This window comes from Thermogutta terrifontis (assembly GCF_002277955.1).
GTDB lineage: Bacteria > Planctomycetota > Planctomycetia > Pirellulales > Thermoguttaceae > Thermogutta > Thermogutta terrifontis.
The window spans coordinates 1,597,352-1,617,288 of record NZ_CP018477.1 but is presented as its reverse complement, the minus strand read 5'-3'; the positions used below and the strand labels follow the sequence as shown (position 1 = coordinate 1,617,288).

The window sequence follows — 19,937 nt, the reverse complement described above, 5'->3', positions numbered from 1 at the left end:
GCATTCAATCCCAATTTCTCATTCTCTCTTGATTCACACGAGAAGGTTTGGTTAATATGGATGAGTTAGTGGAGATGAATGTCGCACGTAAAATCAGTTAGATGGGCAGAACGTTTTCCGGAACAGAGCTCGAGAGGCATTTGGAGAAGAGTCATGAGAACGTTTCGAGTCCTGGGTTTGTTTGTCGTCCTTTCTGGTCTGTCATTCTGGGGCAGCCAGGACGCCCACGCAGGAATCGTGTGGGTGAACCCTGATGATTACGCGGTGGGCTCACAAATTACGCCCCCGTTTGTGACTCTCACCGCAGTGCTGGGCAACACAAACCAGAATCCCCCCGATGGCCGGGTCCTCGCTCTCGTGGACGATAAAGGCCACTACCCCAGCACGATTCACTTCTTTGGTTGGCACGTTATACCACCAGTGAACACCGATCAGGTTTCCTGGCGGGGCAAGTGGGCCAACCTCCAAGCCGTTTTTGACAGTCCCGTCTCCTACGTCGCCATGGACTTTTACCGGAACGATTTTTACGGCGGGGCGAATCCAGATGAGATCGGCTTCATTCTGGCCTTCGATGCTGCCAACAACCTCATCTGGAATGAATGGGTCTATCTGGAAGAGTTCGTGGATTGGAAAACTGTGGAGATTTCTCTCCCCAACCCACAGATCAAAAAAGTCGTGGCGGGGGGTGTCTATGTGAAAAAGGCCATCGATCAGGACATCCTCATTCGCCGGTTGGGATACAGCATTGAGCCCATCCCGGAACCCTCGGCACTGGTTGCTCTGGCGGGTGGTGCAGCCGCCCTGGCCATTCTCAGACGGCGAAAAACGACACGGCCCGCGTGAAAAACCTCTTTCTGCAAGTCAAAACTAATCGAACAACCGGAAAGATAAGCCCAGGGACCCTTAACAGTCCCTGGGCTTTTTCTTTCTCGAAAACAATCACACGATCAAACAAGGAGGTTCAGACACCCATCTTCCGCAGGTTTTCGCGGCACTTCCGGATTGCCTCCAGCGGCGGCACGGCGTAGCTTTCCTGTTCCACGATGTACCACTCGGTCCCGCCTTTCGTCTCGCAGAAATGGAGAACCCACTCCCATTTGACCTCGCCTTCTCCAATGACTGCTCCCTGCGGTCCACCGTGTTCCTTGAGGTGAATCGTCTTGGCCCGGCCTGGAAACTTTTCAAGAATCGCGTAGGGATCCCCGCCACCGCCCAGGCAGTTACCAATGTCCATTTGCATGACGACCTCGGGGACAGTATGGCTGAAGAAGATCTCCCACGCCGTTTCACCATTCAACTTCTTGAAGTCCCCCCCGTGTGCGTGATAGCCCACGAGCATTCCTTTTTCCTTCACCTTCTCTGCCAGTTCATTGAAACGTTTGGCAAACTCAATCGTTTTTTCTTTGCTGGAAGCAAACTCAGCCGGGTTCAGCCACGGGCAAATGAGATATTTGTTTCCGAGCGTTTGATTGAATTCAACGGTGGCTTCCAGCTTATCGGGCTGAAGTGTGTCCCAGCCCGTGTGCGTTCCGCAACATTTCAGGCCGTTGTCATCCAGCCATTTGCGAATGGTCTTCGCGTCGTGTCCATAGTAACCCGCAAATTCCACGCCCTCGTAGCCCATCTCTTTGATGGCCTTGAGCACTCCCGGCAAATCCTTGGCCGCATCCTGGCGTACGGAATAGAGCTGAACCCCGACCGGAATCTTTTTGCGCTCCAGTCCCGCAAAGGACGTTTTCTTCACCGCCACGGTTAGGGCGGCTGCGGCCCCCAGCTTAAGACATTCGCGACGTGTCAGATCCATAGCTGTCTCCTCCTCGCGATTGATCCCAGAAGTGTCATCTTGTGGATAACAAGTCCAAACGCCCCATCATGATAACCTCTTGCTAATCCATTTGGCAAAGGGGTCCCTGGGCCCGGTGACTTTCTTTCGGCCATCGTCTCCATTACAATGCCGTCGCGTACTGAACCAACACGTGCACCACACTTTGTTGATGGGAGACGATACCATGGCCCACACGCATCCCTCCGCGATGTCCCGCCGCAGTTTTTTGGCGGCAGGTTCTGGCGCAGCCGTCGCGATGTACGTTTCAGCGAAAACACTGGGACTCGAGCCGGGTCAACCCTCCGCAAATAACAGGCTCAATGTGGCAGCGGTCGGTGTCGGGGGAATGGGACGACACGACATCGCACAGGCTGCCAAAACGGAAAACGTGGTGGCCATCTGTGATGTGGATAGCCGCTTTGCCGAGCAGGTCGCCGCTCAGTATCCTGGCGCCAAAATCTATGCCGACTTCCGGAAGATGCTGGAAGAACAAAAGGACATCGACGCCGTTATGGTGGCGACTCCCGACCACAATCATGCCGTGGTGACCGCCATGGCACTCAAGCTGGGCAAGCACGTGTTTTGCCAGAAACCGTTAACCCACAGCGTGGGTGAGGCCCTCGCCATCAAAGAGCTGGCCGCTCAGGCCAAAACAGCCACGCAGATGGGGAACCAGGGTCAGGCCTCGGAGGGAGCACGCCGCATTTGCGAGTACATCTGGTCGGGAGCGATCGGCAAGGTCCGTGAAATCCATTCCTGGTCCAATCGTCGTCCCGATATTTCGCCACGAGGCATTCCCCGGCCCAAAGAAACTCCTCCTGTGCCCGATTACCTGAACTGGGACCTGTGGCTGGGACCGGCACCGGAGCGTCCTTACCACCCGTGCTATCATCCCTTCGCCTGGCGGGGCTGGTGGGACTTCGGCACCGGTGTTCTGGGGGATATTGGATGTCACAATCTTTCCGCCGCATTTAAAGCCTTGAAGCTCAAGTGGCCGGTCTCCGTGGAGGCCTGTTCCACGCACTGGAGCGCTCCGCCGGAAATCACTCGTGAAACAGCCCCCATCGCCTCGATCGTCACCTACGTGTTCCCTCCAGAGGGAGATCGCCCGGAAATCGTCCTGCGGTGGTACGACGGAGGAATGATGCCACCGATTCCCAAGGCGCTGGGGGATCAAAACATTTTCGACGGGGACGGCACCCTGATCGTCGGTGACGAGGGGATGTTGTGGGGCGATCGCCTCCTGCCGGAATCGCGGGCCAAAGAAGTGGGGGACCCACCCAAGATGCTTCCCCGTTCGCCCGGCCACTACGAGGAATGGATCCAGGCCTGTAAAGGTGGCCCAGCGCCGGGAAGTAATTTCGTCGATCATGCAGCCCATCTCGCAGCCGTTGTACTTATGGGAAATATTGCCATTCGCACCCAGAAAAAACTTTTCTGGGATGCGGAAAAACTGCGGTTCACCAACTCCGACGAAGCTAATGCCCTCCTGAATCCACCCTATCGCAATGGCTGGAGTTTGTAGCCTATAATCAACTCTCGCATGCCACCTCTTGCCTGCGGCAGCACACCGTGCGTCCGCCGTGAGAATGTTGTGTCGGATCAGCAAACCGTCAAATAAGATCCTGCACCCAAGAGAGGTCCCACCATGAGGCGAAACGTTGCGTTCGATTGCATTCTGATCCTGCTACTTGGGCTACTGTGCTTCGGAGCAACACCCTCTCGGGGAGAAGAAACGGCAACTCCAGGCAAGCTCTTTCCGTTTGTCCTGAGCTACGAACCAACGGACAGCATCACAAACATCTCAGAATGGCTTGACCGTCCCGCTGGGAAGCACGGGTTTATTCGGGCGGAAAATGGGCACTTTGTGACAGATGCCGGGCGGATCCGGCTGTGGGCCACTAACCTCTGTTTTGAAGCCTGCTTCCCAACCAAGGAAGAGGCAGAACGCCTTGCCAGGCGTCTCGCCAGCCTGGGGATCAATTGTGTGCGAATGCATCACATGGACAATCGGCACATCTGGGGTAAAAGCCCCAATAAGCTGACGATTGATCCCGAAATGCTGGATAAGCTGGATTACCTGATTTATCAATTGAAATTGCACGGGATCTATACCAACCTCAATCTGCATGTGTCCCGGGAGTTTGGCCCGGCCGAAGGCTTTCCCGCGGTGGAGGGCCTCCCCAACTACGATAAAGGGATCGACAACTTTGAACCCCGGATGATCGAGTACCAGAAAAAATATGCCCGCGATTTGCTCACGCACGTCAATCCCTACACCGGCACGGCGTACATCAACGAACCGGCCATTGCGATGGTCGAAATCAATAACGAAAATGCAGCGTTTGACGAGTACCGCAAGGGAGCGTTTGATCATTTGCCCGAGCCGTACGCCAGCCAACTCCGCAAGCTGTGGAATGCCTGGCTGAAAAAGAAATACGGCAGTGACGACGCGCTTCGCAAAGCGTGGAATGCCCAGCGTCAACCCCTGGGCGAGGAAATCCTGAAAAATCGTGACTTTTCCGGCCAGTGGGAAAAGGTGTGGAACCTCCAGCGTGACAATCTCTCGGAGGTCGTCGCCGAGGTCATTCCGAATGGCTTTCAGGGCAAACCCGCCTTGCGTTTGCGCGTCATCCGCAACGGACAAGAAACCTGGATCCCCCAGTTAAGCCAGGGCGGTTTTTCAGTTCAGAAAGGTCAGGTGTACACTCTCCGATTCTGGCTGAAAGCGGACAAACCGGGCCGGATCGACGTGAACTGCATGATGAACCACGATCCCTGGCAGCGTCTCGGCCTTTCCGCGGATGTTCAAACCTCGGCCGAGTGGAAGGAATATCGCCTCAGCTTTGTGGCGGATCGCGATGATCCAAATGCCAGGATCACGTTCAGCCAACTCCGTCCCGGGACGTACGAACTGGCAGACGTGTCACTCCGGCCGGGTGGGGTCATCGGCCTGGAAGAGGGCCAATCCCTCGCCGATCAGACGGTTCCCATTGTTCCTGCTCGCGGACCGCAAATGACGGCCGCCGCCCGGGCCGACTTCGCAGATTTTTTGTGGGAGCTCGAACGCGACTACTGGTGGGGAATGTACCGATTTCTGAAGGAGGAACTCAAGCTGAAGCCGCTGGTCGCGGGAACGCAACTCTCCTACAGTCCAGTTCACATTCAAGCTGGGCTGGACTACATCGACTCGCATGCCTACTGGCAGCATCCCGTTTTCCCCGGCAGGCCATGGGATCCGGAAAACTGGTATGTGCGTAGTCTGGCCCTCGTGAATCAGCCGGGAGGCACACTTTCCGGACTCGCCAGTCGGCGTGTCGAAGGTTTGCCGTTCACCGTGAGCGAATACAACCACCCGGCTCCCAACGAATACGCCGCCGAAGGATTTCCGATGATCGCGGCTTTTGGGGCTTTTCAGGATTGGGATGGAATCTTCAGCTTCACTTACAGCCACAGTCGAGATTACGAGCCGCGAAAAATCACGGGTTTCTTCGACATCAAAAGCGAGGTGACCAAACTCGTTCACATGCCCGCCTGCGTCGCCATGTTCTACCGGGGTGATGTGCAACCCGCCACCCAGGCTGTGGTCGTGGGCATGACCCGTGAAAAGGAACAATCCATCCTCCGAGAAACACTCAATCCCTGGGCGCTGACCGCCGACCGTTTGGGTATTCCCGCCAACCTGAGCTTGCTCCATCGGGTGGCCATGGCACTGAAAGAACCCAGCGATAGTGTGCCACCACCCACGCTGTCCGCGGAGCAGAAGGTTTTCCTGTCCGATACGCAACAAATCTGCTGGGATGTCTCTCAGCCCGGCGCCGGGGTGTTCCTGGTCAACTCGCCGAAAACGAAACTCGTGACCGGTTTCCCCGCCGGAAGAACTTTCAATCTGAATGGAATCCAGATTCAGATTGGAGAAACGGAGCTGGGTTGGGCGACCGTTTCGCTCACCGTTATCAAAGGGGACGGATTTGATCGGCCTGGCCGAATCCTCCTCGCTGCTACGGGAAAGGCCCAAAATACAGGCTGGGACTTCCGTAAAGAGGGCGATCGGGTGACCGTGGGACGCCGCTGGGGCGACGAGCCGATCCTCTGCGAAGGAGTGCCGGCTCGCATCGTGCTGCCGGTTTCGTCCAGCCGCGTGAAAGTCTATGCCCTCGACGAGGCGGGACGCCGCAGGGACGCGGTGACGGTTTCTGGTGGCGATCAGGCCGTTGTCGAAATAGGGCCCCAATTCAGGACGCTGTGGTACGAAATCGAAATCCAATGAAACAACCCGCCTTATTGTACATGGCATTTTGACCGTGAGGCGGACAGCCAATCCTGTTTGGCTTCTGTCCGCAGGATGGAGCGTTCCCGCTGCGCACCCTGCAGGTTTTCCCCGATTTCCGTATGTCCCTTGACCGTGAGGAGAAAAAACCATGAGCACGCGACGCGATTTCCTCCGCCAGATGGGAACTTTGGGCACGTTAGCACTGGGTGGGAAGAGTCTTGCGTCCCTTTACGGGGCAGAAGCTCCCGCGGTTTCAAGCCGTGAGATTCCCAGACACGTCCTGGCCTTCTACTACCCGTGGTATGGTAATCCAGCGGCCACCGGCGGAAGTGGACGATGGAGTCACTGGCGAGATGTTGACGAGAACGTTAAAACGATCGGCTCGAGCACCCATTACCCGGAGCTTGGCCCATACGATTCCCACGACCCAAAAATCATCCGCCAGCACTGCCAATGGGCGAAGGAAGCAGGGTTAACGGGTTGGATTGCCAGTTGGTGGGGGCATCGCTCCTTCGAGGATCAGGCCGTGCCGCGGATCCTGGATATTTCCGCTGAACACGGCCTGGCGGTAACCATCTACTACGAAACGATTCCCGGCCAGCCAAAAACCCCGGAAAATGCGGCCAAGGATATTGTGCGGCTCCTGGAGAAATATGCGGCTCATCCGGCCTGGCTGCAGGTCAAAGGAAAACCGGTCGTCTTCATTTACGGTCGAGCGGTCGGTGAAATCGGCGTGGCGGCCTGGGCAGAGGTCATCCAGATGGTCAATAAATCCTTCAGCCGAGGAGCAATTTTCCAGGGCGATCAGTTCTCTCCCAAGGCGGCTGAGGTGTTCGATGGACTCCATACCTACAGCACGGCGGGACACCTTCGCGGCAAATCTCTCGAGCAGGTGAAAGCCTGGTGCGAAGAAACGTTTCCACGGTGGGTCAAGCTCGCCCGGGACGCCGGCCGAATCAGTTCCCTCACAGTCATCCCGGGATACGACGACACCAAGATCCGCAAGCCCGGCCTGAAAGTGGAACGTTACGACGGGCAGAGCTACACCGTGCAATGGGAGGCCGCCATCGCTGCCGACCCCGATTGGGTTCTCATCACTTCCTGGAACGAGTGGCACGAAGGAAGCGAGATCGAGCCATCCGTGGAAGACGGACGGAAATACCTCGAATTGACAAGGCAGATGACGGCACGATTCGTCAAACCCGTCTGACAAAGTCACTGGTCGGCTGTTTTCCCGCTCTTTTTGGAAACATCCACCCAAATATCCTTTAGGGGATGGATGTCCAAGACGTTGCCGTAATATCCGCGCACATATGGGCGAACCATGGCTCGGGTAACCGGAAAATAGAGCGGCAGGATTGGCATTTCTTCCAGGAGGAGGGTTTCCGCCTCCTTAAACAACGCCAATCGACGCTGCTCGTCCACCTCCACCTGCGCCCGGGAGATCAACCGATCATACTCGGCGTTGCTCCAGCCCCCATGATTGTTGGGATTGCCCGTGGTCATCATTTCCAAAAACGTGTTCGGATCAAGATAATCAGCAATCCATCCAGCGCGGGCCACCCAGAACTCGCCCTGTCGTCGGCTGGCCAGATACCGGGCCCAATCTTGATTCTGCAGCCGCACGTTGATTCCCAAATTTCTTTTCCACTGGGCCTGAACAAGTTCGGCAATAGCCTGGTGCGATTCGTGCGTGTTGTACAGGATTTCGATCTTGGGAAAGCCCCTCCCGCCAGGATATCCGGCCTCGGCAAGCAACCGGCGGGCGGTTGCGGGGTCGTACTCCGGCATCTGCGGTGGTTGATAGGGAATGTAATTCGCAATTGATGGGGGAACAAAGCTCATTGCAGGTTCCTGGCCGGTCTGAAGAATCCGGTTGATGATTTCACGTTTGTCGATGGCCAGGGCTAGCGCCCGGCGCACGCGGGGATCATCCAGCGGTGGCCGACGCGTGTTGACGATGTAGTACTCCACTGCCAGATAGGGAGCGGGCTGAAAGTCCTTCCGCTTCTGCCGGAGGAGTTCTCCCACAACTTCGTTGGGAACCACGGGAATCCAGTCCGCGGCACCGGTCATGTACAGATTGAGTCCCGTAATGGCCGATTCCGCCGCCAGGACATCCACCGTATTCAGCCGAACATTCTCGCGATCCCAATACCATGGATTCTTGACCAGCCGAATCCGGTCGCGAATCCGGCGGTACTGCAGCACGAATGGCCCATTCGAGACGATGTTTTCGGGCTTGGTCCAGGCGGGATAACCATATTTCTCAAGACAGTGCCGGGGCACCGGCATCATCGGGAAAAAGCCAATGATCTGAAGAAAGTACGGTACCGGATGGTTGAGTGTCATCTGAAGCGTGAATCGATCGAGCACCTTGATCCCCACATGCTCAAAGTCGAAAAGTAACCACCGATAAGGGCGGGCCCGTGGATCGCGTGGCGGCTGGCCCTCCCGCTCGGGTTTCTGGAAATATTCCTTGCGACCGTCGATCTCCACCACGTAAACCGGCGATGCCTCAGCTTGATTCTCCATCCTTCCGGTTGGCCCAGCTTCAATGGCGACAAGCCTGCCTCGCAGAATCACACCAGATGCATAAGGACGAGCTCCCGGCGGTTTTTCGTTCAACTCGATCTCGACGGGATCCCCCACCTCGACCTGCCCGGAGGTGTATTTTTCCGCGTTGACCACGTACCACAGCTCATAGGCATATTCCGAGGCTGTTTCCGGATGGAGGAGGCGGCGGAAAGACCAGTGAAAATCCTCGGCCGTCAAAGGCGTGCCATCCGACCAGTAAGCGTTTTTGCGAAGGTGAAACGTGTAAACTCTCTTGTCTTTGGAAACCTCCCAGCTTTCGGCCACTCCGGGACGTGGCGCAAGCGTTTTTGGGTCGTAGGTGGTCAGCCCTTCAAAAATCGCCCAAACCACCCTGCCCTCCGGCTGCCCGGTCACAAGCGCTGGGTCCACGGTTTTGATTTCCGTGCCATTGCAAAAAGAAAAGTCTGCCGCGGGCTCTTTGGGCCTCCAGAATGCCCAAACCAAACCCACCAACCCAAGGGCGATCACACCATAGGCAGCGATGAATCGACCTGTCATGCTTTGCCGCGGGTTTATGTGTTCCTTGAGCTTCCTCAAAGCCCATTCCAAAGGGACGCTTGGATGCGCTCTGCCAAATTTGGTGCATGGGCCAGCCGGCGGCTTATCGTGACACAATCCCTCTGTGATAGGAAATTGTTGTCCGAATGGCCTTCTCATGCTCCTCATTCGCCGCGCCAGCGGCCGGACGTCACCAGCCGTCTGATGTGGTTCACCATCGCCTGGGCAGCGCGGGCACGATGGCTGAGACACCCTTTCACCGCAAGCCCAAGCTCCGCAAACGTGCGGTGATATTCGGGAATCTCGAACACTGGATCGTAACCGAATCCATGATCACCACGTGGTGCGTCGGTGATCCGTCCTCGGCATAAACCCGTGGTTTCGGCGACAATCTGACCGGCAGGGTCGGCCAGTACCATATGGCAGACGAACTGGGCGGTCCGGCGTTCCGGGGGAACATCTTTGAGTCGCTGGAGCAAAAGTTCAATATTTCTGCGATCGTCCCGCGGTTCACCAGCGTATCGGGCGGACAGGACTCCTGGTTCTCCCCCAAGGGCATCCACCATCAGACCGGCATCTTCCGCCAGCACCCACTGTCCGATCGCCCGAGCATACCCGACCGCTTTAAGCCGGGCGTTTTCGGCGAAAGTCTGTCCGGTTTCTGGCACTTCGGGAATTCCCGGAAACTCGGCCAGGGAGCGCCACAGTACGGGAGTGTCGGCAAGTAGTTCCTGAAGCTCTCTGACCTTATGCGCATTGCCGGTGCCCAAAACGCCTGTTGGTGGTGTCATAATATCTTGAACGCCTCCGTTGCCATCCGCAGTTCTCGCCGGGACAACGTTTCAAGTATTACCAAATAGCGCGCAATCAAAAATATATTCTTCCTCGATGTTCTTCGACATGACAGATTTAGGCCGCGTCGGTCCTCCGTTTTGTCTTATGGTAACAGAATCTCCCTTGGCACGCAGACGTTGCCCGATGCGGGTTGCTTGAATCCATTTTCACACAGAACCAAGATCGCAGGCTGCCGGTGCTTGCAATCTTGCTTCGATAGGATTATCCTATCCGCGTTGTCCTTTCTTCCAAGACTGTGCAGACATCGGGAGACACTTGAAAGGCCCTATTTTCCTAATTACGATGGCCATTAGACCGGCGGCGCAGGTTGGGCCTTTTCCCCGATGACAACGGGTGGATGGAATGCTTTGACATCACCCGAGCGGGCGCAGTTGGTTGGCTTGGGAAGAAAGTGAGGGGAAACTTGTTGGCACGGGACGTCGGCTTTTAGCACCGGTCAATTGTGGGAAACATTCTGCCTCGGGAGTAAGCTCAATGTTGCGGACAATCCTTTGCGTCCTCGCGGCAGGGGTTGCTGTCGGTGCTGCCTCATTGATGGCACAGGACAGCATTCTCAGTCAGTTCTATGGTCAAGGCGTTCATAAGTTTTTTGCCAGAGACTACTCCGGCGCGTTCGAAGATTTCAATGCCGCTATCGAAAATGGCAGTGACGACCCCCGCTGTTATTATTTTCGGGGCCTGACCTATCTCCAGTTGGGTCGAGAGGATGAGGCGAAGGAGGATTTCAAAAAAGGGGCCGAGCTGGAGATGAAATCCGCCACAAAGTTCTTCAATGTCAGTCGGGCTTTGGAACGGATTCAGGGACGCCAGCGACTCCTCATCGAGGAATACCGGACACAGGCCCGATTGGCGGTGATGGTCGAGCTGGAAAAGCAGCGACGGGCCCGCTACGAAGAGCTGCGACGGGAAGAGGCCCGGGTGCTTGACCGATCAACTCCTCCGGTGGGAATCCCCGAAGTGACCTCACCGGCCCCGAGCACACCCGCTGAAGCCCCCGCTCAACCGCCAGCCACGGCTCCTGCTCAACCGCCGGCCCAGCCTCCCGCGGCGACGCCGCCTGCGCCCGCTCCTCAGCAGCCGCCTGCACCACCGGCCCCGGCGCAGGAGAATCCCTTCAGCACGGAGCCCGCTCCGGCCGCACCGCCGCAACCCCAGCCAGCGCCTCAACCGGCTCCTCAGCAGCCGGCACAACCTCCTGCCAACGAAAATCCATTCGCCACCTGAACCTTGCCGACAGGCACGGCTCTCCAAAGTCGAGGAAATAACACAAGGCGTCAAGCGGTTCCCCCGTTTGACGCCTTCTCTATTTTTTCCATCCGCCGTCCAACCGCCCTTTGAGGAGTCGGTCAAGCACCCGCAACGTCAACAGACTTTGCTGCCCGGCCATCATAAATAACCTGGCCACCCAAATTGCGGGTTGAAAAAGTCTTTCCTCCGGACTTTTGCGCGGGCCTTCTGAGTCCTCGTCCGCGGAGACCGTCAGAATCCTCTTGCGGCCCGAATGTCCTCGAAATCGCGGAGGTGGTAGCCGATTCCTACATAGTCGAGAAGTCGGCAGAGACTTCGCAAGGCGACGCCCATGCCATCTGGTCCACTGAATCCACCGAACTGGCCGCCCCCTTTCACGTGCGGCTCCAAATCCAGGAAGACCCCCGGAACACCGAACGCGCGAAGCCGCGTCTCCAGCTCGGGGATGTAGGAAGCGAAATCTCGCAGAATGACCTCATGACCGCTATCGCCCAGGTGAACGGGAACGAAGTTTTTGAGCATGTCCTCGTCCACGTGTCCCCCTTTGGCGTCGCGTTGGGGACGCCGATAGTCCTTGATGTGCATCCATCCGAGACCCGGCTTCATGGCCAGGTACTGATCGTAGATCTCCGCGGCCGTGTATCCCTGCACCACAAGATTGGCCCCATCAAAAACGAGAACCAGCGAGGGGTGCTGCAACTTCTGATAGATTTCCGCAAGCAGATACCCATTTTGGCCGACCAGATTGGCCTCGACCTCCAGGCCAAAAATCAGCCCGGCGTCGCGACACACGTCGGCAATCCGGCCCAATCGATCGATGACTTCACTGAGGTAGGGTCTGGGATCCTCGCCTTTGGGATGGTAGAAAGAAAAGCCGCGGATGAGCTTTGTCCCGAAGGTTTGGGCCAGTTCGCATGCCCGGCGGACATCTTCCTGCAGATACTTGTCAAACGGGATGTAGACGTTTTTCGTTCCATCCTCCACATCCTTCAGCTTGATCTTGCCGATGGGAGAGCCGAGCGAGGACACCTGCAGCCCGTAATCCTTTTGCAGTTGACACACCAGCTTAACCTCATCGGGCGTCAGCTTCATGACGTTCTTCACGCCCTGCCCCACATCGATGAAACGAATGCTGTAATAAGACAACCCGAGAGCTGCGAACGCGACAAATTGCTCGATGGCAGTCTTGTTGATCGCCGCCTCATCGGCAAACCCGGAAAGAATCACCTGGGGATGCACGCCCGTTGCCATGGTCAGTTCCTCGACTCCTTTGTTAACTTTGTCAGCATGCTGATGGGCCATAACAGATCGCCGAGTCGCTTTTACCCCGTAACCGGGAAAAGGCCGGCCCACGAACCACGGATGGTGCTATTGTGCTAAACCGAAATACCTATGGCAATCCCCTCTTGAAGCGGATACCACCAAACCACTGCCATTTTTGAAAAAACTACGTGGGATACTGTGAACGCGAAAGGAAAAGGGGAAATGTCTCAGTGGGCACCATTATTGACAGCCGTTTTCTCCACTTCTAGAATCAAGCGGAATTGATTAGCGTGGTGGTGTCCAATTCTCGTTCTATCTTCCGAACCAACGCGGAAGGGAGGTGTTGCTCATGTCGCAGGCCGGGATTGTTAACGTGATGAAGGAAACCCGGGTATTTCCGCCCCCGCCCGAGTTTTCAGCCAAGGCCCGCATCAAGTCGATGGAACAATATCGTGAAATGTGGCAACGGGCCAAGGATGATCCAGAGGGCTTCTGGGGCGAGTACGCCAAAGAGCTCCATTGGTTCAAGCCCTACGAAAAAGTTCTGGAATGGAACGAACCCTTTGCCACCTGGTTCAAGAACGGCCAAACAAACGTCTCCTACAACTGTCTCGATGTGCATCTCAATACGTGGCGGCGCAACAAGGTCGCCTACATCTGGGAGGGTGAACCCGGCGACGTCCGCGTCCTCACCTATGAAATGCTCCATCGCGAGGTGTGCAAGTTTGCCAGTGTCCTCAAGAGTCTGGGTATCCAGAAAGGGGACCGCGTTTCCATTTACATGCCGATGGTCCCTGAATTACCCATCGCCATGCTGGCATGTGCGAGGATTGGGGCCATCCACTCGGTCGTGTTCGGCGGATTTGCTGCAGAGGCACTGGCGGAACGGAACAACGACGCCCAGGCGAAGCTTCTCATTACAGCCGACGGTGGCTGGCGGCGCGGCAAGATCGTGCCGCTGAAAGAGAATGCCGATCGGGCGATGGAAAAGTCTCCCACGATCCAGAAGTGCATCGTTCTCAAGCGGACGGGTCAAGAAATCAACATGGTGGACGGCCGTGACCTCTGGTGGCACGAACTCATGAAGGATGCCTCCGCGAATTGTCCGGCCGAACCGATGGATAGCGAAGCCCCGCTCTTCCTTCTCTACACGAGCGGTTCCACGGGAAAACCGAAAGGTGTCAAGCATACCACGGCGGGTTACAATTTGTATGCCAAGAAGACCATGGAGTGGGTCTTCGATATCCGCGATGAGGATGTCTACTGGTGCACGGCGGATATTGGGTGGATCACAGGACACACGTACATCGTCTATGGTCCTCTCTCCGCCGGGGCTACCATCGTCATGTATGAAGGTGCTCCAGACTGGCCAGGCTACGATCGCTGGTGGGACATCATCGAACGGTACAAAGTCAACATTCTCTACACGGCACCCACCGCGATCCGCACCTTCATCAAATGGGGCGATGAGCATGTGGAAAAGCACGACCTGTCCAGCCTGCGGCTGCTGGGAAGCGTCGGTGAAGGTATCAATCCGGAAGCCTGGATGTGGTACTACGAAAAGATCGGCGGTGGTCGTTGTCCGATCGTCGATACCTGGTGGCAGACCGAGACCGGCGGGATCATGATCTCTCCGCTGCCGGGTTGCACTCCTCTGAAGCCGGGCAGCGCGACATTCCCATTACCGGGTGTGGTGCCGGAGGTCGTCGGTGAGGACGGCAAGCCGGTACCTGTGGGTGTCGGCGGCTGGCTTGTCATCACGCAACCCTGGCCGGGAATGCTCCGCGGTATTTGGGGTGACGACGAACGCTACAAGCGGCAATACTGGTCCGATGTGCCCCACAAGTATCTCGCCGGGGATAACGCACGGATCGACGAGGACGGCTACATCTGGATCATGGGCCGGATCGACGATGTACTCAACGTCTCCGGGCACCGTTTGAGCACGATCGAAGTCGAAAGTGCTCTCGTCAGCCATCCTGCCGTAGCCGAGGCAGCAGCCGTCGGCCGTCCGCACGAAATCAAAGGCGAGGCCATCTGTGCGTTCGTAACCCTTGCTGAAGGGTATGAGCCCTCCGACGCCCTGCGTCAGGAATTGAAGAATCACGTGCGGCAGCAAATCGGGGCGCTGGCCGTTCCCGACGATATCCGCTTCACAACGGCTCTCCCCAAGACGCGAAGCGGCAAGATCATGCGCCGCCTGCTGCGGGACATCGCCGCGGGTCGCGAGACCGTGGGCGACACCAGCACGCTGGAAGATTACAGCGTCCTCGCCCGACTGCGGGCCGGCGAAGAATAATGGGCCGTCCGCCCAGGACAAACCGGTCCGGGAATGAGGGTCCTCCCTCTAAGGGTGTTTCCAGCTCCCGGCGTAACGGCGACATCGGGAGCCCATGAGGTGGTCATTTTGGCACTGGGGACTGCGAAAATGGCAGTGCCCGCTTTTTTTCGATTTTCTCACAAACGGGAAGGAGATGTGTAACGTCCATAGATTCTTCACCTCGTGCGTGCTAACGCGATAGCAGGGAAATTTGTGTGCGTGATCCGTGGCATTCCACCCAGGTTTTCAAATGCCTCATTGCGACTCTATGGCGGCCCCCCAGAGGGCGTTGTGACATCTGACAGAAGAACTCGTCCGGCAGGGTCACGAAGTGACGCTCTTCGCCAGCGGCGACTCCGTCACATCGGCAGAACTCGTCCCCTGCATTGATCGTGCCATTCGCTTGAATCCACGAGTCAAGGAACCTCTTCCGTACATGCTCATGCAACTGGAGCGTGTGCGGCAGCGAGCCAGCGAGTTCGACATCCTGCATTTTCATGTCGATTTAATCCACTTCCCCCTGTTCCGCGATATCGCCCACAAGACCGTGACCACGCTTCACGGCCGCCTGGATCTTTCCGATTTGAAACCGTTTTTCTGGGAATTTCAGCACATGCCGGTGGTTTCCATCTCGAACGATCAGCGGCGGCCAATACCGTTCGCGAATTGGGTAGGCACGGTTTACCATGGTCTGCCTGCAGACGTGTGCCTCTTCAATCCGAATCCGAAGGGGGACTATGTGGCCTTTCTGGGGCGAATTTCTCCGGAGAAACGACCAGATCGCGCGATTGAGATCGCCCGGCGCGCAGGCATGAAAATCAAGATCGCCGCCAAGGTGGACAAGGCCGATTTGCAGTATTTCCGAGAATGCATCGAGCCGCTCCTGTCACAACCCCACGTGGAATTCGTCGGCGAGATTGGGCAGAACGCAAAACCCGAGCTCCGAGGGCTTCGCGAATTGGGTAAACGGAGATCGGAGTATCAGCGGCGGCTGCGGCCATCACGCGTCTGCCAGTCGACTTGCCACCACCGGGTTGCTCAGCTTGCCGATCCCTTCGATCTCCACCTCCACAACATCGCCCGCCCTTAAAAAGACGGGGGGATTTCTCGTAAAGCCAACACCGCCGGGGGTCCCCGTGAAGATGAGGTCGCCGGGCTCCAGAGTGCAGACACGGGACACGTACGCGATAAGCCGCGGAATCGAAAAAATGAACTGGCTCGTCCGCGAGTCCTGCATGACGTTTCCATTGAGAATGAGCCGAATGCCCAGGTCGTGCGGATTCTCGATTTCGTCCTTGGTCACCAGGTGCGGTCCGGTGGGAGCGAACGTGTCAAAGGATTTGCCGAGCAGCCACTGGCCCCCCGGCTTTTTGAGTTGCCAGTCCCGTGCCGACACGTCATTGCCACACATGTACCCCGCCACATAATTCATGGCCTCCTGTTCTGGAATCCGACGGCCACTCCGCCCGATAACGACGACCAGTTCTGCCTCATAGTCGACCTCGCGGGAGTCGCTGGGCAGATGGATGGCTTCCTCTGGCCCGATGATGGTGGTGGGAAACTTATTGAAGATGACGGGCTCGGGCGGCGGTGTGGCGCCCGTCTCGGCAGCGTGGTCCGCGTAGTTGAGACCCACACAGATAACTTTTCGGGGTTTGGGAATGGGGGCTGTTAGCCGCACGGTTTCGCCAAGAGCCTTTCCCTGGTCCTCCACCCTTCTGAGAAACGACCAGGCATCTTCTCCCATGGCAAGAACCGCGCCAAGATCCGTGGGCAGAGCCGGTTCATTTTGATGGAGATCCACAATCTCGCCATCACGGACAATCGCTGCCCGAGGCCCCTCGGGTGAGACGTAGGAAACTAACCGCATGGCAAAACCCTTCGATAATCCGCAGTGTTCTCTTTCTTCATCACAATCTTCGAGACTGGAGTGATTCGTTTGAATATATCAGGCCAGGATGAAATATCCAGCCTCTTTTGAAAACCGCTTTCTTTTCCCGGCCGCCTTTTGGGGAGTACGTATCGGCGCAACAAAAAACCCGGTGGAGTTCGCGGCTCCACCGGGCCTGCGGGAAACTCCCGCCTTCAGGCGGCTTTTACACAGGTGCTGGACTCACGGGCTGCTGGCCGCTGAAGGGGCGGGCGAATCCTGCGCCGAAGCCCCCGCAGAGCCAGCTTCGGCGCCGGAGACGTTTTCGGCCGACTGAGCGGGCTGAGCTGGGCTCCCCGATTCATTGGCAGATGGGGCGGCCTGGCTGGGAGCGGCTGACTCCGACTTCTTTTCAGCCTCCGCTTTGGCCTTTTCGGCTTCGGCCTTCAGGGCCTCGGCCTCCTGACGCGCCTTCTCCACCGCCGCCTTTTCCTTGGCCAAATCGGCCTGGGCCGTTTCGAGCTTCTGCTGCTCTGCTTGCAGCGCCTGCTGAGCTTTGGCTAGGTCGGCCTTGGCGGCTTCCACTTTTGCCATCTCGGCCCTAGCCTGATCCATGAGGGCCTTGGCCTCTGCCATCATCTTGGCAGCCTCTGCCTTCATCTTTTCGGCTTCGGCTTTGGCCTGATCGGCTGCTGCAACGTCGGCCTTAGCTTTGGCAGACGCAGTCTCCGCCTCCGCTTTCGCCTTCAGAGCAGCTTCCGTCTCCTGCCGAATCTTTTCAAGGGCCTTGGCGGCTTCCTCACGAACCGACGCGAGAGCCTTTTCCACGGCGGCTTTCACGGCCTCAGCCTCTCGCTTCGCGGCTTCCGCGGCGGCCTTAGCCTCTTCTGCCTCTTTCTTCGCTTGTTCGGCTTTGGCTCGCTCCTCCTGCAGTGCCAGGACGGCGGGATTCACCCGGCGACAACGCAGCCTGGCCAAAAGCCCTGGACCCGGGCGAAACAGCCCGGCACTCGCCACCTCGGCGGTCAGCGCCATGACCAGCACGGCGCCCACCGCTCCCCACACAACTTTGCGCGTCATCGGTCCTCCTCCTTTTGGTAAAATCGGACGAACCACTCGGAACGCCGGGAGGACCATCCTCACCGGCCAACACGTTTCCTGTGCCAGGTTAGTTCCGAAGCCGCTGCACCACCGCTAAAGGACAGGAAGCCAGATTTCAAGGCGAGAAACGCACTTTCCCGGAAACTCTCGAAGGCTGGCAAACTCCCCTGGGGACTTCTCACCACTCGGTAATCTATCATAATTCGTTCTTGTCGCTGTTGCACGGTTCGCGAAAACGAGCCACCGAGCAAGGACCGATAGCATGATGTCCCAGAGGTTTTTCATTATTCTTACGGCGCTGATCGGACTTGGCCTTTCTGCACTGCCTTCAGCCGTGATGAAAAGCGTGTACGCAGACGACTGGCCTCAATGGCGGGGTCCCAATCGGGATGGCGTCTGGCGGGAAACGGGGATTATCGATCGTTTCGATGGCCCGGAAATCAAGTTACGCTGGCGGGCCAAAATATCCGGTGGATATTCAGGACCCACGGTGGCCGATGGCCGGGTCTTTGTGACAGATCGTCTCACAGAACCCGAAGAACAGGAGCGCGTATTGGCGTTCGATGTCCGCACGGGAAGACCTCTTTGGGTATTTTCCTATCCATGCCCTTATAAAAACGTCACCTACCGGACCGGCCCCCGCGCGTCTGTCACAATTCACGAGGGTCTGGCCTACGCGCTGGGGACCATGGGCCATCTCCTATGTTTGGAGGCGGCTACGGGAAAAGTGGTTTGGAAGAAAATACCAGGCGTCGACTGGGAGGTCCGTGTGCCTACCTGGGGCGTGGCCGCCGCTCCATTGGTGGTGGGTGACTTGCTCATCGTGCAGATCGGGGCTCGCGAGGGTTGTGTTGTCGCGCTGGATCGAAAGACAGGAGAAGTCCGCTGGACCGCGCTGGAAGACGACGCGTCCTACTCCGCCCCCATTGCCATACGCCAGGGAGAGCACGATGTGGTTGTCGTGTGGACTGGCGAGCGCCTGGCCGGATTGGAAGCTCACACCGGTCGAATCCTGTGGGAGGTCCCTTTCACCCATCGTCGTTGGATTGACGCCATCATTTCGCCTGTGTTTGATCCTGCCAGCGGTCGCCTGTTCATCAGTTGTTTCGATGATGGGTCGCTGATGCTTCAGCTCGACCCAGAACGTTTGACCGTAAAGAAACTTTGGGCGCGGAAGGGGAAGAACGAAATTGAGACTGACGCCCTCCACTGCCTGATGTCCAGCCCGATTCTGGAATTGAACTGGATTTACGGAGTGGACAGCTACGGGCAATTTCGCTGTCTGGACGCCAAAAATGGAGACCGAATTTGGGAAAACACCACATTAACCTCTCAGTTGCGGTGGGGCACGCTCCACATGGTCCAGCAGGCGGATCGCGTGTGGATGTTCAACGATCAGGGAGAACTCATCATTGCACGCTTGTCCCCCCAGGGTATCGATATCATCTCGCGTGCCCGGCTCCTGCGTCCCACCAGGGGACAACTTCCCCGGGGAGAGGGAGTCACCTGGTCTCATCCGGCTTTCGCAGGCCGACACGTGTTCAACCGGAATGACGAGGAACTGGTGTGTGCAGACCTGTCGGCCGACGCTCAATAATCGCCTGCCGGGGCTACTTACACTCGGGTGTGGTGTCGTTAGCCGCCGTAAAACAAATTGAAAGATAATTGGCGCGTTAATGCGCCCCGGTTTTATTGCCAGAGCCATATTAAGAAGACGCTTTTTCAATAAACATGCATACTGAGCATCGACAAGTCGGTGTGTCGGATGTGCCACCGAAGTGCAGACCGAACCAGCCAGGCTGGTAAGGTTTGGTGCAAATCCGTGGTGAGCTACTGATCTTCACCTGCCCAATTGCTTGGGACTGACCTTCCGGCAGCAAGACGAGCCCACTGACTCATCACATGGCGTCATGCGCAAAAACGCGCTTCATGTCAAGTTATCAGGAGAAATATTCTATGTTTCTTATATGATTGCACAGTGCACGTATTATGACGATTCTTTTTTACTTCGGCCCGCGGAACTTTGTGCGAGCCAAACCGTTTACATCATGGAGAGTATAAACTAGAATAGCGTTAGAAGCAGTTA

General features: G+C 57.1%; 14 protein-coding genes. 8 read left to right on the top strand and 6 right to left on the bottom strand.

From position 1 onward, the window contains the following. Positions 1-153: 153 nt before the first annotated feature. Complete coding sequence (locus tag THTE_RS06055) at positions 154-843, top strand: PEP-CTERM sorting domain-containing protein (RefSeq protein WP_157731825.1); 690 nt, start codon at positions 154-156, stop codon at positions 841-843. Between the two features lie 118 nt (positions 844-961). Here THTE_RS06055 and THTE_RS06050 read toward each other — a convergent pair whose 3' ends face one another. After that, positions 962-1,804 (bottom strand): sugar phosphate isomerase/epimerase family protein, encoded by an 843-nt coding sequence (locus THTE_RS06050; RefSeq protein WP_095414589.1) that lies wholly within the window; start codon positions 1,802-1,804, stop codon positions 962-964. Between the two features lie 205 nt (positions 1,805-2,009). Between THTE_RS06050 and THTE_RS06045 the strand changes: the two genes are divergently transcribed. The 3 genes from THTE_RS06045 (at position 2,010) to THTE_RS06035 (ending at position 7,308) form a co-directional block, all read left to right on the top strand. Continuing rightward, on the top strand, positions 2,010-3,350 hold the full coding sequence (locus tag THTE_RS06045; RefSeq protein WP_157731823.1) for a Gfo/Idh/MocA family protein: 1,341 nt from the start codon (positions 2,010-2,012) through the stop codon (positions 3,348-3,350). A 123-nt stretch (positions 3,351-3,473) separates the two neighbouring features. Continuing rightward, positions 3,474-6,095, top strand: a complete 2,622-nt coding sequence (locus THTE_RS06040; protein WP_095414587.1) for a carbohydrate binding domain-containing protein — start codon at positions 3,474-3,476, stop codon at positions 6,093-6,095. A 151-nt stretch (positions 6,096-6,246) separates the two neighbouring features. After that, positions 6,247-7,308: a glycoside hydrolase family 99-like domain-containing protein gene (locus THTE_RS06035; protein WP_095414586.1), complete on the top strand. Its 1,062-nt coding sequence runs from the start codon at positions 6,247-6,249 to the stop codon at positions 7,306-7,308. 5 nt (positions 7,309-7,313) lie between these two features. On the opposite strand, the gene THTE_RS06030 is transcribed toward THTE_RS06035, so the two are convergent. Then, positions 7,314-9,194, bottom strand: a complete 1,881-nt coding sequence (locus THTE_RS06030) for a peptide ABC transporter substrate-binding protein (protein ID WP_157731821.1) — start codon at positions 9,192-9,194, stop codon at positions 7,314-7,316. Positions 9,195-9,358: 164 nt separating this feature from the next. Continuing rightward, positions 9,359-9,985 (bottom strand): RdgB/HAM1 family non-canonical purine NTP pyrophosphatase, encoded by a 627-nt coding sequence (gene rdgB / locus THTE_RS06025; RefSeq protein WP_095414584.1) that lies wholly within the window; start codon positions 9,983-9,985, stop codon positions 9,359-9,361. 538 nt (positions 9,986-10,523) lie between these two features. Here rdgB and THTE_RS06020 point away from each other — a divergent pair. Further along, positions 10,524-11,273 (top strand): tetratricopeptide repeat protein, encoded by a 750-nt coding sequence (locus THTE_RS06020; RefSeq protein ID WP_095414583.1) that lies wholly within the window; start codon positions 10,524-10,526, stop codon positions 11,271-11,273. Between the two features lie 255 nt (positions 11,274-11,528). On the opposite strand, the gene THTE_RS06015 is transcribed toward THTE_RS06020, so the two are convergent. Next, entirely contained in the window at positions 11,529-12,548 is a 1,020-nt protein-coding gene (locus tag THTE_RS06015; RefSeq protein ID WP_095416789.1) for a sugar phosphate isomerase/epimerase family protein, read from the bottom strand. Between the two features lie 361 nt (positions 12,549-12,909). Between THTE_RS06015 and acs the strand changes: the two genes are divergently transcribed. Next, positions 12,910-14,859 carry an acetate--CoA ligase gene (gene acs, locus THTE_RS06010; RefSeq protein ID WP_095414582.1) on the top strand — a complete coding sequence of 650 codons (1,950 nt, stop codon included), beginning with the start codon at positions 12,910-12,912 and terminating at the stop codon, positions 14,857-14,859. A gap of 319 nt (positions 14,860-15,178) precedes the next feature. Further along, positions 15,179-15,970 (top strand): glycosyltransferase, encoded by a 792-nt coding sequence (locus THTE_RS06005; protein WP_157732228.1) that lies wholly within the window; start codon positions 15,179-15,181, stop codon positions 15,968-15,970. On the opposite strand, the gene THTE_RS06000 is transcribed toward THTE_RS06005, so the two are convergent. Beyond that, positions 15,881-16,750 (bottom strand): fumarylacetoacetate hydrolase family protein, encoded by an 870-nt coding sequence (locus tag THTE_RS06000; RefSeq protein WP_095414581.1) that lies wholly within the window; start codon positions 16,748-16,750, stop codon positions 15,881-15,883. The two genes, THTE_RS06005 and THTE_RS06000, sit on opposite strands and share 90 nt — an antisense overlap. Before the next feature lie 243 nt (positions 16,751-16,993). Further along, the gene (locus THTE_RS05995) at positions 16,994-17,830 is read right to left on the bottom strand and encodes a hypothetical protein (RefSeq protein WP_095414580.1); all 837 of its coding nucleotides are present in this window, start codon (positions 17,828-17,830) and stop codon (positions 16,994-16,996) included. 283 nt (positions 17,831-18,113) lie between these two features. Between THTE_RS05995 and THTE_RS05990 the strand changes: the two genes are divergently transcribed. Continuing rightward, positions 18,114-19,448 (top strand): outer membrane protein assembly factor BamB family protein, encoded by a 1,335-nt coding sequence (locus THTE_RS05990; RefSeq protein ID WP_237260212.1) that lies wholly within the window; start codon positions 18,114-18,116, stop codon positions 19,446-19,448. Positions 19,449-19,937 lie beyond the last annotated feature (489 nt).

Bases quoted from the DNA above. Each gene is read 5' to 3' on its own strand.
- THTE_RS06055 (WP_157731825.1), top strand. From the start codon at position 154: ATGAGAACGTTTCGAGTCCTGGGTTTGTTTGTCGTCCTTTCTGGTCTG.
- THTE_RS06050 (WP_095414589.1), bottom strand. From the start codon at position 1,804: ATGGATCTGACACGTCGCGAATGTCTTAAGCTGGGGGCCGCAGCCGCC.
- THTE_RS06045 (WP_157731823.1), top strand. From the start codon at position 2,010: ATGGCCCACACGCATCCCTCCGCGATGTCCCGCCGCAGTTTTTTGGCG.
- THTE_RS06040 (WP_095414587.1), top strand. From the start codon at position 3,474: ATGAGGCGAAACGTTGCGTTCGATTGCATTCTGATCCTGCTACTTGGG.
- THTE_RS06035 (WP_095414586.1), top strand. From the start codon at position 6,247: ATGAGCACGCGACGCGATTTCCTCCGCCAGATGGGAACTTTGGGCACG.
- THTE_RS06030 (WP_157731821.1), bottom strand. From the start codon at position 9,194: ATGACAGGTCGATTCATCGCTGCCTATGGTGTGATCGCCCTTGGGTTG.
- rdgB (WP_095414584.1), bottom strand. From the start codon at position 9,985: ATGACACCACCAACAGGCGTTTTGGGCACCGGCAATGCGCATAAGGTC.
- THTE_RS06020 (WP_095414583.1), top strand. From the start codon at position 10,524: ATGTTGCGGACAATCCTTTGCGTCCTCGCGGCAGGGGTTGCTGTCGGT.
- THTE_RS06015 (WP_095416789.1), bottom strand. From the start codon at position 12,548: ATGGCAACGGGCGTGCATCCCCAGGTGATTCTTTCCGGGTTTGCCGAT.
- acs (WP_095414582.1), top strand. From the start codon at position 12,910: ATGTCGCAGGCCGGGATTGTTAACGTGATGAAGGAAACCCGGGTATTT.
- THTE_RS06000 (WP_095414581.1), bottom strand. From the start codon at position 16,750: ATGCGGTTAGTTTCCTACGTCTCACCCGAGGGGCCTCGGGCAGCGATT.
- THTE_RS05995 (WP_095414580.1), bottom strand. From the start codon at position 17,830: ATGACGCGCAAAGTTGTGTGGGGAGCGGTGGGCGCCGTGCTGGTCATG.
- THTE_RS05990 (WP_237260212.1), top strand. From the start codon at position 18,114: ATGATGTCCCAGAGGTTTTTCATTATTCTTACGGCGCTGATCGGACTT.